This window comes from Mycobacterium sp. 852002-51163_SCH5372311 (assembly GCF_001667115.1).
Taxonomy (GTDB): Bacteria; Actinomycetota; Actinomycetes; order Mycobacteriales; family Mycobacteriaceae; genus Mycobacterium.
In genome coordinates this window covers 160,239-172,942 of record NZ_LZIJ01000055.1, presented here as the reverse complement: position 1 = coordinate 172,942, position 12,704 = coordinate 160,239, and the positions used below count along the sequence as shown (strand labels likewise).

15 protein-coding genes are annotated in these 12,704 nt (G+C 64.2%); 9 read left to right on the top strand and 6 right to left on the bottom strand.

Going from position 1 to position 12,704, the window contains the following annotated elements:
- The first annotated feature begins 22 nt into the window (after positions 1-22).
- The 7 genes from A5791_RS07275 to A5791_RS07245 all read left to right on the top strand — a co-directional run bounded on the left by A5791_RS07275 (position 23) and on the right by A5791_RS07245 (position 6,429).
- Positions 23-808 carry a 2-keto-4-pentenoate hydratase gene (locus tag A5791_RS07275; protein ID WP_067233342.1) on the top strand — a complete coding sequence of 262 codons (786 nt, stop codon included), beginning with the start codon at positions 23-25 and terminating at the stop codon, positions 806-808.
- 52 nt (positions 809-860) lie between these two features.
- A complete protein-coding gene (locus tag A5791_RS07270) occupies positions 861-1,793 on the top strand; it encodes an acetaldehyde dehydrogenase (acetylating) (RefSeq protein ID WP_067233339.1) in 933 nt (310 codons plus the stop codon).
- A gap of 52 nt (positions 1,794-1,845) precedes the next feature.
- Entirely contained in the window at positions 1,846-2,904 is a 1,059-nt protein-coding gene (gene dmpG, locus A5791_RS07265; protein ID WP_067233337.1) for a 4-hydroxy-2-oxovalerate aldolase, read from the top strand.
- 52 nt (positions 2,905-2,956) lie between these two features.
- Positions 2,957-3,271 carry a hypothetical protein gene (locus tag A5791_RS25875; RefSeq protein ID WP_082966795.1) on the top strand — a complete coding sequence of 105 codons (315 nt, stop codon included), beginning with the start codon at positions 2,957-2,959 and terminating at the stop codon, positions 3,269-3,271.
- An 88-nt stretch (positions 3,272-3,359) separates the two neighbouring features.
- Positions 3,360-4,499: a hypothetical protein gene (locus A5791_RS07255; RefSeq protein WP_067233331.1), complete on the top strand. Its 1,140-nt coding sequence runs from the start codon at positions 3,360-3,362 to the stop codon at positions 4,497-4,499.
- 2 nt (positions 4,500-4,501) lie between these two features.
- The gene (locus A5791_RS07250; RefSeq protein ID WP_067233328.1) at positions 4,502-5,284 is read left to right on the top strand and encodes an SDR family oxidoreductase; all 783 of its coding nucleotides are present in this window, start codon (positions 4,502-4,504) and stop codon (positions 5,282-5,284) included.
- Positions 5,284-6,429: a sulfotransferase gene (locus A5791_RS07245; protein WP_067233325.1), complete on the top strand. Its 1,146-nt coding sequence runs from the start codon at positions 5,284-5,286 to the stop codon at positions 6,427-6,429. The genes A5791_RS07250 and A5791_RS07245 overlap by 1 nt, the downstream gene beginning before the upstream one ends.
- A gap of 279 nt (positions 6,430-6,708) precedes the next feature.
- On the opposite strand, the gene A5791_RS07240 is transcribed toward A5791_RS07245, so the two are convergent.
- Positions 6,709-6,999, bottom strand: coding sequence for a hypothetical protein (locus A5791_RS07240; RefSeq protein ID WP_231995823.1), 291 nt, complete (start codon positions 6,997-6,999; stop codon positions 6,709-6,711).
- A gap of 92 nt (positions 7,000-7,091) precedes the next feature.
- Between A5791_RS07240 and A5791_RS07235 the strand changes: the two genes are divergently transcribed.
- Entirely contained in the window at positions 7,092-7,682 is a 591-nt protein-coding gene (locus tag A5791_RS07235) for a TetR/AcrR family transcriptional regulator (RefSeq protein ID WP_067233323.1), read from the top strand.
- Between the two features lies 1 nt (position 7,683).
- On the opposite strand, the gene A5791_RS07230 is transcribed toward A5791_RS07235, so the two are convergent.
- Both A5791_RS07230 and A5791_RS07225 read right to left on the bottom strand, forming a co-directional pair.
- Positions 7,684-8,142, bottom strand: a complete 459-nt coding sequence (locus A5791_RS07230) for a hypothetical protein (RefSeq protein WP_067233321.1) — start codon at positions 8,140-8,142, stop codon at positions 7,684-7,686.
- Positions 8,143-8,147: 5 nt separating this feature from the next.
- A complete protein-coding gene (locus A5791_RS07225; protein ID WP_067233319.1) occupies positions 8,148-9,311 on the bottom strand; it encodes a Rieske 2Fe-2S domain-containing protein in 1,164 nt (387 codons plus the stop codon).
- Positions 9,312-9,435: 124 nt separating this feature from the next.
- Between A5791_RS07225 and A5791_RS07220 the strand changes: the two genes are divergently transcribed.
- A complete protein-coding gene (locus A5791_RS07220) occupies positions 9,436-9,960 on the top strand; it encodes a gamma carbonic anhydrase family protein (RefSeq protein ID WP_067233316.1) in 525 nt (174 codons plus the stop codon).
- A 44-nt stretch (positions 9,961-10,004) separates the two neighbouring features.
- Here A5791_RS07220 and A5791_RS07215 read toward each other — a convergent pair whose 3' ends face one another.
- From A5791_RS07215 to A5791_RS07205, 3 genes are read right to left on the bottom strand one after another with little or no spacing between them, the layout of a single operon-like run.
- Positions 10,005-10,436 carry a nuclear transport factor 2 family protein gene (locus A5791_RS07215; protein WP_067233314.1) on the bottom strand — a complete coding sequence of 144 codons (432 nt, stop codon included), beginning with the start codon at positions 10,434-10,436 and terminating at the stop codon, positions 10,005-10,007.
- The gene (locus tag A5791_RS07210) at positions 10,433-11,626 is read right to left on the bottom strand and encodes a thiolase domain-containing protein (protein WP_067233312.1); all 1,194 of its coding nucleotides are present in this window, start codon (positions 11,624-11,626) and stop codon (positions 10,433-10,435) included. Before A5791_RS07210 ends, A5791_RS07215 begins: the two co-directional genes overlap by 4 nt.
- Positions 11,626-12,690, bottom strand: a complete 1,065-nt coding sequence (locus A5791_RS07205) for a thiolase domain-containing protein (protein WP_067233310.1) — start codon at positions 12,688-12,690, stop codon at positions 11,626-11,628. The genes A5791_RS07210 and A5791_RS07205 overlap by 1 nt, the downstream gene beginning before the upstream one ends.
- Between the last annotated feature and the right edge of the window lie 14 nt (positions 12,691-12,704).

Sequence of the window (12,704 nt, the reverse complement as noted above, 5' to 3'; positions counted from 1 at the left end):
TAAGACGAGGGGACTTCGGTAAATGCTCTCTGTTGCGGTTCGCGACGAGCTTGCCGCCGACCTGGCCCAAGCCGAGCGGAGTCGGGAGCCGATCGCCCCCCTGACGGCCGGCTACCCCGATATCGACGTCGTGGACGCCTACGAGATCCAGCTGATCAACATCCGGCAGCGAGTGGCCGAGGGAGCCCGGGTGGTTGGCCACAAGGTGGGGCTGTCCTCCTTGGCTATGCAGCAGATGATGGGCGTCGACGAGCCCGACTACGGGCACCTGCTCGACGAGATGGAGGTCTTCGAGGACGTCCCGGTCAAGGCCGCGCGCTATCTGTATCCGCGAGTTGAGGTGGAGGTCGGCTTCATCCTGGCCGCCGACCTGCCGGGAGCCGGATGCACCGAGGAGGACGTGCTGGCGGCGACCGAGGCCCTGGTCCCGTCGATCGAGCTGATCGACACCAGGATCACGGCCTGGAAGATCGCGCTGTGCGACACCATCGCGGACAACGCGTCGTCAGCCGGCTTCGTGCTGGGTAAAGCTCGGGTATCGCCGGCCGACATCGACGTCAAGACCATCGACGCGACCCTGACCTGCAACGGCGAGGTCGTCGCGGAGGGGCGCAGTGATGCGGTGCTGGGCAATCCGGTCACGGCGGTGGCATGGTTGTCCCGCAAGGTGGAAAGCTTCGGGGTGCGGCTGCGCAAAGGTGACATCGTGTTACCCGGATCGTGCACACGAGCGATCGACGCCCGCGCCGGCGACCAGTTCATCGCCGAGTTCGCCGGCTTGGGCGCGGTTCGTTTGTCATTTGAATAACCAGCGACGGTATGCGCGGGCAACGGGTCGCGACCATCGAGTAAGGAGCATCATGCCTGCCAAGGCGAGCGTTGCGATTGTGGGTTCGGGAAATATCAGCACCGACCTGCTCTACAAGCTGCGTCGATCGGACTGGTTGGAACCGCGCTGGATGGTGGGGATCGACCCGGAAAGCGAAGGCCTGGCACGTGCCCGCAAGCTGGGCTTGGAGACGACCCACGAAGGGGTCGACTGGCTGCTGGCTCAGCCCGAGAAGCCTGACCTGGTCTTCGAGGCCACCAGCGCTTACGTGCATAAGGATGCGGCGCCGAAGTATGCGGCCGCAGGCATCCGGGCGATCGACTTGACGCCGGCCGCGGTGGGTCCGGCGGTGATCCCGCCGGCCAACCTGCGCGAACATCTCGACGCCCCGAATGTGAACATGATCACCTGCGGTGGGCAGGCGACCATTCCGATCGTGTACGCGGTGAATCGCGCGGTCACTGACCTGGGCGGCGTTCCCTATGCCGAAATCGTCGCCTCGGTCGCTTCGGTCTCGGCCGGGCCGGGCACCCGGGCCAACATCGACGAGTTCACCAAGACGACCAGCAAGGGCGTGCAAACCATCGGCGGTGCGGCGCGGGGTAAGGCGATCATCATCCTGAACCCCGCCGACCCGCCGATGATCATGCGCGACACCATCTTCTGCGCAATCCCCGAGGACGCCGACCGTGACGCGATCGCGGCCTCCATCCATGATGTGGTGGCCGAGGTGCAGAGCTACGTTCCCGGCTATCGGCTGCTCAACGATCCGCAGTTCGACGAGCCGTCGATCAACTCCGGGGGTCGTGCGGTGGTGACCACGTTCGTCGAGGTCGAGGGCGCGGGCGACTATCTGCCTCCGTATGCGGGCAACCTGGACATCATGACCGCGGCCGCCACCAAAGTGGGCGAAGAGATCGCCAAAGAGACCTTGTCCGCGACGGCAGGAGGGGTGCAGAGATGACTCGCGCCGATGACGATGATGCCGGCGTAGCCGGGATGGAGGAGTGGCGCCAATGACTACCGACATCTTCTTCAACCCGGTGTGGGACGTCCGGATGACCGACACGTCCCTGCGGGACGGATCGCACCACAAACGTCACCAGTTCACCAAGGACGAGGTGGGCGCCATCGTGGCCGCCTTGGACACCGCGGGTGTGCCGGTTATCGAGGTCACGCACGGTGACGGCCTCGGAGGCTCGAGCTTCAACTACGGGTTCTCCAAGACTCCTGAGCAGGAGCTCATCAAGCTCGCCGCCGAAACCGCCAAAGAGGCCAAGATCGCCTTCTTGATGTTGCCCGGGGTGGGCACCAAGGAGGACATCAAGGAAGCCCAGGACAACGGCGGGTCGATCTGCCGGATCGCCACCCACTGCACCGAAGCCGACGTGTCGATCCAGCACTTCGGCTTCGCCCGCGACCTGGGCCTGGAGACGGTCGGCTTCCTGATGATGGCGCACACCATTCCGCCGGAGAAATTGGCCGCCCAGGCCCGGATCATGGCCGACGCCGGTTGCCAATGCGTCTATGTCGTCGACTCGGCCGGGGCGCTGGTGCTCGAAGGGGTGCGCGACCGGGTCGCGGCGTTGGTGGCCGAACTCGGTGACGACGCCCAGGTCGGTTTCCACGGACACGAAAACCTGGGATTGGGCGTGGCGAACTCCGTCGAGGCCGTCCGAGCGGGTGCCAAGCAGATCGACGGGTCCTGCCGACGGTTCGGCGCCGGCGCGGGGAACGCGCCCGTCGAGGCACTGATCGGAGTGTTCGACAAGATCGGCGTCAAGACCGGCATCGATTTCTTCGACATCGCCGACGCCGCCGAAGACGTGGTGCGGCCCGCCATGCCAGCCGAATGCCTGCTTGATCGCAACGCGCTGATCATGGGGTATTCCGGGGTTTACTCCAGCTTCCTCAAGCACGCCGTCCGCCAATCAGAACGGTACGGGGTGCCCGCCCATCAGCTGTTGCACCGCGCCGGCCAGCGCAAGCTCATCGGCGGCCAAGAGGACCAGCTCATCGACATCGCGCTGGAGATCAAACGAGAGCAAGAGAGCGGCGCCGCCGTCACCCCTTAGCCGGTCTGTCGCGCACAGCAGGCGCAAAGGTACCGCGGGTAACCTGGCGCGCATGAGCAAGACATCCACGACATTCGGCGCACGTCGCCGCGGACTGTACGGCCTGCTGGCCGGGGGGCTGCTCACTGCTACTGCTTCAGCGGTAATCGCGCTGCCTCTGGCGGGCACAGCCAGTGCGGATCCCCCGTGCAATCAGACTGTCGGTCATTCCATCGACCAGTACCTGCAGCGGCATCCTGACCTCCACGCGCAGCTGCAGGCCAGGTCGCGGGCCGAGGGCGGTAATGGCAATGTCATCGACTACCTGAACCGGCATCCGGATGTGCGGCAGCACCTGATCGACTTGTCCCAGCAGTGCGCGCCCTAGTGAGTCGGCCTCGTATTTGAACGCCGCTCCCGACGCGGGAGAATGTTCGCCATTGACGAAAAAGTAGAACACGTTCTAGCGTCTAGGCGTGTCCGCTACTCCCTTCTCTGGCCCGCTCACCGCCGCGATCGCGGAGGCCGAGCAATTGGTGGCCGCCGCACCGCACATCGAGACCGAAGCCGACCTGCTCGAAGGACTGCAGTACCTGGCGGGCTGCGTTGCGGCCTGTATGCATCTGGCGTTCGACTACGAACGCGACCACCCTTTCCTGCAGTCGGGCACCGGGCCGTTCACCAAGATGGGCCTGGACAACCCGGACACCCTCTACTTCGGCACTCGGGTACACGCCGACCGTGACTATGTGGTCACCGGTAGGCGCGGCACCACCACCGACCTGAGCTTCCAGTTGCTCGGCGGCGAGTACACCGACGACAACGTGCCCGCCAGTCAGGCCGCGTTCGACGACCGGGAGCTCGACATCGCCGAGGACGGCAGCTTCGAGTGGCATCTGCGTCCCGCCAGTCCCGGGCAACTGGTGATGCGCGAGGTGTACGGCGACTGGTCCGCACAGCGCGGCACCTTGACAATCTCGCGATTGGACACCGCCGGCACTGCGCCGCCGCCGCTGACCCGGGAAACCATCGAAAAGCGTTACGCCACAGCGGGAAAGCAACTCGTCAACCGGGTGAAGACATGGCTGCAGTTCCCGCAGTGGTTCTACCTCAAGATTCCGGTCAACACCATGGTCGCACCGCGGTTGACTCCCGGGGGGCTGGCCACGCAGTACTCGTCGGCCGGACATTTCGATCTGCGGCCCGATCAGGCGCTAGTCATCACGGTGCCGGTGAGCGACGCTCCTTACCTGGGTTTCCAGCTGGGCAGCATGTGGTACATCTCGCTGGACTACATCAACCATCAGACGTCGCTGAACAACACTCAGGCCCAAGCGGATCCGGACGGTAAGGTCCGCATCGTCGTGGCCGACCAGAATCCGGGCGTAACCAATTGGGTGGAAACGCTCGGTCATCGGCGCGGCTTCCTGCAGTTCCGCTGGCAGCGGGTGTCGCGCGAGCTCACCGAGGCCGACGGGCCGACCGTCGAGCTGGTCGACTTCGACGCCATTCCGGCCGCGCTGCCGTATCTCGAGCACAACAAGATTTCCGAGGACGATTGGCGGGCGCGAATCGCACTGCGCCAACAGCAAATTGCGGCCAGGATGCTGGGGTGAGGATGACCGGAATGCTCGCAAACAAAGTGGTTGTGATCAGCGGTGTCGGCCCCGGGCTGGGGACCACACTGGCGCACCGGTGCGCGCGGGATGGCGCGGACCTGGTGCTGGCGGCCCGCAGCGCGGAACGTCTCGATGACGTCGCCAAGCAGATCGTCGACACCGGCCGGAGGGCGGTGGCGGTGCCCACCGACATCACCGACGACGACCAGGTGAACAACCTCGTCGATGCCACACTGGAGGCCTACGGCAAGGCTGACGTGCTGATCAACAACGCATTCCGGGTGCCGTCGATGAAGCCGTTGGCGGGCACCACGTTTCAGCACATCCGAGATGCGATCGAGCTCAGCGCACTGGGAGCGCTGCGCCTCATTCAGGGCTTCACACCTGCTCTCGCGGAGTCGCACGGCTCGATCGTCAACGTCAACTCCATGGTGCTGCGGCACTCTCAGGCGAAATACGGCGCGTACAAGATGGCCAAGTCAGCGCTGCTGGCCATGTCGCAATCGCTGGCCACTGAGCTTGGCGATAAGGGTATCCGGGTCAATTCCGTTGCGCCCGGCTATATCTGGGGTGAGACGTTGCAGAGTTACTTCAACCATCAGGCCGGCAAGTACGGCACCACGGCGGACCAGATCTACCAGGCCACCGCCGCCAACTCCGACCTCAAGCGGCTGCCCACGGAAGACGAGGTGGCCTCGGCGATCCTGTTCATGGCCAGCGACCTGTCCAGCGGCATCACCGGGCAGACCCTGGACGTCAACTGCGGGGAGTATCACAACTGATGAGTCATCGCACCGACATCGGCACGGTCGACGAACTGCACGCCTCGGCTACCAAGCTGACCGGGCTCGACGATTTCGGTCCCGACGACGACAACTACCGCGAAGCGCTGGGAGTACTGCTGGACTCCTACCGTCGGGAAGCCGGGCTAACCCCGTTGGGCAGCAAGATGAACCGGTTCTTCCTGCGCGGCGCGCTGGTGGCCCGGCTGCTGTCCGAATCGGCGTGGAAGCAATATCCGCACTATGCCGACGTCGTCATCGAACGACCCATCTTCGTCACCGGCCTGGTGCGTACCGGTACGACTGCGCTGCACCGGCTATTCGGCGCCGACCCGGCGCACCAGGGCCTCCACATGTGGCTGGCCGAGTTCCCGCAACCGCGCCCGCCGCGCGAAACCTGGGAAACCAACCCGCTGTATCGCGAACTCGACGCGCAATTCACCCGCCATCACGCCGAGAATCCGGGATACACCGGCCTGCACTTCATGGCGGCGTACGAGCTCGAGGAATGCTGGCAGCTGCTGCGGCAGTCGCTGCATTCGGTGTCCTACGAGACGCTTGCGCACTTGCCCAGCTACGCGCAGTGGCTGTCCCGGCAGGACTGGACGCCGTCCTATCAACGGCACCGCAGGAACCTCCAGTTGATCGGGCTCAACGATGCCGAAAAGCGTTGGGTGCTCAAGAATCCCAGTCATCTGTTCGCGCTGGACGCTTTGATGGCGACTTATCCCGACGCACTGGTGGTGCAGACCCATCGGCCGGTGGAGACGATCATGGCTTCCATGTGTTCGCTGGCCGCGCATACCGCCGATGGCTGGTCGACGACGTTCGCCGGCGCTCAGATCGGTGCTGACGCAATGGAAACCTGGTCGCGTGGGTTGGAACGGTTCAATACCGCTCGCGCCAAATATGATCCGGCCCAGTTCTATGACGTCGACTATCGTGAGTTGATTTCCGATCCGCTCGGCACGGTGGCCGACATCTACCGACATTTCGGCCTGACGCTGACCGAGGAGGCCCGGCAAGCCATGGCGGACAGCCACGCTCAGAGTCAAGCCGGCGAACGCGCACCGAAGCACACGTATTCGCTGGCGGACTACGGGCTTTCGGTCGAGGCGGTCAAGGAGCGCTTCGCCGGTCTGTGACACCGCTGCGTCGCGCTGGTCACAGGGCTGCTTGATTCTCGAGGTCACTTGGGTGGCATGCTGCGCATTCAGTGTGTACTGACGGCTTTAAGTGTGTACTGGCGGCTTTCGGTGTGAATCTGGGGCGGGAATCGGCGCGAATCTACGCCCGGGATTCACCTCCAAAGCCCAGGATTCACCTGCAAAGCCCAGGATTCACACGCATGCCGAGACAACGAATGTCGCCGAGGCACTTCGAACATGAGCATCGCGGGCTACCAATTTGGCGTATTACCAGCATCAGTCGTCAATCCTGTGCGGCCCTAACCACACACCGTCGGGATCCCCGATTGCCCCGGCCCGCTCGCGTGCCGCGGCCAGCTCCGATGATGCCGCAAACTGTTGTGCGGCAACGAAGTTATCCATGTCCATGACGACGATGACGACGTTCGGATCGGTGCCGTCGACATAGGTGCCGGTCACCACCAAGCCGTGTCGTCGCCGAACGGTGTCGAGTTCGGGATCGCGGAACACGGCATTCCATCGATCGATGTTGGCGACGCGCTGTTTGACTACCATGACTCCGGTCACGGCCACCTCCCTGATCGGACTGATATGTCTACAGTCGTAGACATGACCTCCAGGCTAGCGCGCTTCATGAGACTATGTCTACAGTTGTGGACATGCGCAAGCAGAGCAGGATTGCCGCAGATGTGCCGCCGCGCCGCCGCGATGCCGCCGCCACCAGAACCCGGCTGCTGGAAGCGGCTCGCGAACTGTTTCTCCGCCATGGGTACAACGCAGTTGGTCTGCGCGAGGTGGCGGCTCAAGCCGGGGTGGACGTCACACTGGTGCGCCGCTACTTCGGCTCCAAGCAAAGTTTGTTCATCCAAGCGACTGACGTCTCCGGCACCGAGGAGGTCCGAAATGCCACCGACGATGTACTGGGCAGGCAGCTGATTGAACGTGTCCTGGCCGCCCGTCGAGACATCGATGCCCCGTTGTTCGCATTGCTACGGTCCAGTGGAGATCCGGCGGTGGTAACCCGGCTCAATGCACAACTCGATGCGGGTCTCACCCGCAACCTGGCCAAACGGATCACCGCGGACCACCGCAGGATTCGCGCCGACATGGTCACGGCGCTGCTCCTGGGCATCGGCGTGCAACGTGTGCTGCTGCAAAAGAAGCCGTTGGCCAGCGCCAGCGACAGTGACATCGCCGCAGTGTTCCTCGAGGCGTTTGAAGCGATAACCAAACTGCCCCAGGGTAGATGACTCAGCCGTCGTCCGCGGCCGCGTCCAGATAGCCTTCGGCCACCGCATGTTCGATACTGTCGCTCAGCCTGGGGCAGGAACGGGTGCGAGCGGTATCTTCGCCGCGGGCACGGATTTCGGCGAAATAGGCGCAGCGCTGCGATGCTTCGGTGTCCCATTGCACCGCGGTATGGCCCGGCCCCAACCTCTTCACGGTGACCGTTACGTGGCAAAATCGGCAATCCACCGGCCGCAGGCCGGCCTTCAGATAGCGTTCACGGTCCGCGCGGCTGGCCTCCCGAATCGCAGCGGCGCGTTGTGGATCGTCACCGAAATCCCTTGACTTGGTCCAAGAATCGCCGGCACCGCTGCGGACCGGTCGTTTCTGATGGTCCGCGTGATCTGGACCGTGGTCACCGTGCAACAGGAGCATCGACCGGGCCAGCCGATCGACGTCGGGAACCGCCGGTACGTCGGGCATATCGGTCAGTGTTGCTCGGCGGGCACTTCGTCGGCGGCCGGCTCGGCATCCCTTGCCTTCAGGTTCGCCGCGACCTCGGCGTTCCAGAACTCGTTGGCGCGCGTCGTGTCGACCTCAATTTCGAAGCGCTCCACCATTTCCGGCTTGATGTCGGCTACATCTACATAAAACTGCTCATACCAGCGACGCAGCTGATACACCGCGCCGTCCTCCTCGACCAGCAACGGGTTGTCGATCCGGGTCTTGTGCTTCCAGATCTCGACATCCTGCAGGAAGCCCTTGCTGACCCCGTCGGTGAACACCCGTGACAGCTTGTCAGTCATCTTCTCGTCCATGCCTTTCGGCTTTTCGACGATGACTCCCCACTGCAGCACGAAGGAGTTCTGGGTTACCGGGTAGTGGCAGTTGATCAGGATCGATTCGGCCTTGTAGTCACCGTACTTGTTGTGCAGCCAGTTGATCATGAACGAGGGCCCGAAGTAGGACGCCTCCGAATCCAGGTGCGCTTCGCCGTAAGAGGTGCCCAGATCGTCCACGTCGGGCCGGCCCACGTTGTGCAAATACTGCGACGCGACGTGGCCCTCGAAGACGTTCTTGAAATACGTCGGCAACCCGAAGTGGATGTAGAAGAAGTGCGCCATATCGGTGACGTTGTCGATGATGTCGCGGCAGTTGGAACCCTCGATGAGGATGCTGTTCCACCGCCAGTCGGTCCACTCGTCGCTGGCCGCCTCCGGAATCTCGGGGATCCTGACCGCCGGGTCCGGCGGGTTGCCTTCGTGGTCGTGCCAGACGAACAGCAGGCCGCTGCGCACATCGGTGGTCCACGCGCGGGTACGGGCCATTCTGGGTGTGCGCTTGGCGTACGGCACCAGCTTGCATCGTCCGTCACCGCCCCAGCGCCAGTCGTGGAACGGGCAGGCGACCTCGTCACCCTTGATGGTGCCCTCGGACAGGTCGCCGCCCATGTGCCGGCAGTAGGCGTCGAGAACCTTCAGCTCGCCCTGCGAATCCGCGAAAACCACCAGCTTGGTGCCGAACGCCTGAATCGCATGCGGTTTCCCGTCCAGGTAGTCCTTAGCTACACCCAGGCAGTGCCAGCCGCGGGCGTACCTGGTTGGCAAGGTGCCGGAATCGATCTCCCGGACGCCGACGGTGTCGGTACTCACCTGGTCACCTCCAAGTTTCTGTCTCTAACTAGAACACGTTACAGTTTTGGGACTACCAAGCGCAACGACGGCCGGTCGGACTGCATTAGCCAGGACGTATTCCCGCCTGCGGTATATCTAGACGATGCCGCTGTTTGCTTTCGAGGGTCGGGCGCCACGGATCGACCCCACCGCCTTCGTCGCCCCGACCGCTACCCTGATCGGTGACGTGACCGTCGAGGCCGGAGCGTCGGTGTGGTTCAACGCTGTGCTGCGTGGGGACTACGGACCGATCGTGGTGCGTGAAGGTGCCAATGTGCAGGACGGGTCGGTGTTGCACGCACCGCCCGGCATCCCCGTCGACATCGGTCCCGGAGCGACGGTGGCGCACATGTGCGTCATCCACGGGGTGCACGTCGGCTCGGAGGCGCTGATCGCCAACCACGCCACCGTGCTGGACGGCGCGGTGATCGGCGCCCGCAGCATGATCGCGGCACATTCGCTGGTGGTGGCCGGCACCCAGATTCCCAGCGGCGTATTGGCGATGGGAGCGCCGGCGCAGGTGAAGGGGCCGATCGCCGGTACGGGCGCCGAAATGTGGATCAACCTCAATCCGCAGGCCTACCGCGAGCTGGCACAGCGGCATCTGGCGGGGCTGGAGCCCATCTAGACGCAGGCGTGTCGCGTCGCAGGTTTCACCCTGGTCGAAGCGGTTCAGACTTTTCGCGCCGACGCTGCGGCGCGTTCCATTTCCCAGTACGCGCGCAACGCGACCAGCTGGCCCTCGTCGTTCGCCTTATAGGTGAACACGCCTTCCGCCGTGATCTGATAGTCGCCCGTCGTGATCAGGATGTGTCCGGTATTGGCTTCTTCGTTGCCGCATTCATAGGTGTCGCGGAAGACGAACTCGATCTTGTCGGTGGGCGCAATGGCTTTGTCCCAGAAGGCCGATATCGCGTCGCGCCCGCGGTGACCCTTACCTTCCGGGTCGAAGGCCGATGGCCCGATGGGATCTTCGACGATGGCGTCCTCGGCGAACACGGCCAGCCAGGCTTGTTTGTCCCTGGCCTGCACCGCCTCACGGGAACGCCGGCCCGCCTCGTGTGCGAGATGCTTGGCTTGGGTCTGCTCGGCCTGTTGGCTCATCTGACTTCCTTCGCCGGCTTGTCACTGCTCACGACCCACATCGAGTAGTACTGGGAACCGCCACCGTAGGCATGCCCCAACGCTTTTCGCGCACCCGGCACCTGATGATCTCCGGCCTTGCCCATCACCTGGATCGCCGCCTCGGCGAAACGGATCAGGCCCGATGCGCCGATCGGGTTCGAGGACAGCACCCCGCCGGACGGATTAACCGGAAGTCGTCCCCCGATCGCGGTCTCGCCCGATTCGGTGAGTTTCCAGCCTTCGCCTTCAGGGGCAAAGCCGAGGCTCTCCAACCACATTGGCTCAAACCAGGAAAACGGAACGTAGATCTCGGCGGCGTCGATCTCGTCGATCGGGCTGGTGATACCGGCCGCCTTCCAGAGCGCGGCGGCCGCGTCGCGGCTGGCTTGCGGGCTGACCTGGTCACGGCCGGAGAACTGCAGCGGCTCGGTGCGCAGTGCGGTGGCGTGGATCCATGCCACCGGATGTCCTTGCCCCAGGCGCGCTTCGGCGATCTCCTCGTTGCCGATCACCGCCGCGCAAGCGCCGTCGGACGACGGGCACGTCTCGTCGTAGCGGATCGGGTCCCACAGCATCGGCGACTCCATCACCTTCTCGAGGGTGATGTCGGGCTGGTGCAGATGCGCCAACGGGTTGCGGGCGCCATTGAGCCGATCCTTGACCGCGACCATCGCACCGATATTGGTCGGAGCGCCGGAGCGGCGGATGTACGACCGCACATGCGGGGCGAAGTACCCACCCGCGCCGGCACCGACCGGCTTGATGAACGGGATGGGAATCGACAACGCCCACATGGCATTCGACTCCGACTGCTTCTCCCAGGCCATCGCCAGCACCCGGCGGTACTTACCGGACTGCACCAGGCTGGCCGCTACCACCCCGGTGGATCCGCCGACCGAACCCGCAGTGTGTACCCGGATCAGCGGTTTGCCGCTAGCGCCCATGGCGTCGGCCATGAACAGCTCCGGCATCATGACGCCCTCGAAAAAGTCGGGCGCCTTGCCCACGACAACAGCGTCGATGTCGTCGAATGTGGAACCAGAGTCTTCCAGCGCGCGGTCGATAGCCTCGCGCACCAAGCCGTTCATCGAGACGTCTTTGCGTTTGGCCACATACTTGGTCTGTCCGGTACCTAGTACCGCGGCCAGATTTGCGCCTGCACCGGCCATCAGTTCTTCCCTTCCATGACCGCGATCAGGTTCTGTTGCAGCGCAGGACCGCTGGTCGCGTGCGCCAGCACCCGCTGCGCCGAACCATCCCAGATGTGTTGTGCGGCAAAGCCTATGCGTTCAAGGCCGGCGACAAACATCGGGTTTGCAGCCAGCGCGCCGCCCGATGGATTGATATTCGTCGCCCCCGGGATGTTGATCGCCTCCGCGAGGATCAGGTGCTGGTGGGTGAACGGCGCACAAATCTCCGCCACGTCGAGGTTGCGGGTGTTTCCTTTGGTGGCCGCCCTGGCCGCCGCTTGCGTCGACGGCGACTCGGTGAGATCGCGGACGCCCAGCGACGGGGACTCGATGCGGTGTTCGATACCGGTGATCCAGGCCGGGTTTTCGCGCAACTCGCGGGCCCGGTCGTCGGCGGCGAGCACGATCGCGGCCGCGCCGTCGGTGATCGGCGCTATGTCGTGGCGCCGTAGCGGATCGGCGAAGAACGGCCGCTCGAGCAATTCGTCGAGGCTGACCGCGGGCTCCTCGGAGTCCACCCGGCGGGCGTTTGCGAAGGATTCGAAAGCGACACGCGCCATTTGCAATTCGGTCCACTTGCCGGAGTCGAGCCCGATGCGAGCCTGCAGTCCGGCCATCGACACCGAGTCCGGCCACAGCGGCGCGACGGTGTAGGGGTCGGTCTGGCGCGACAAGATGCGCCGGAGGACTCCCGCTGAGGACTTGCCGAAGCCGTACACCAGCGCGGTGTCGACCTCCCCGGTAAGGATCTTGATGTAGGCCTCGTAAAGTGCCCAGGCCGCGTCCATCTCGACGTGCGATTCGTTGATCGGCGGCACCGCACCGATCGAATCGATCGCCGAGATGAACGAAAATGCACGTCCGGCAAGGTAATCCGAAGAGCCGGAACACCAGAAGCCGATGTCGGCCTTGGTGATGCCCAGGTCCTGGTAGAGCTGGGCGAAGCACGGCATCAACATCTCGACGCCGTTGGTGGTGCCGTCGGTGCGGCGGACATGCGGCGCGTGGGCAAAGCCGACGACCGCAACGTTGCGAGCGCTCATTGCAGATTCAGGCC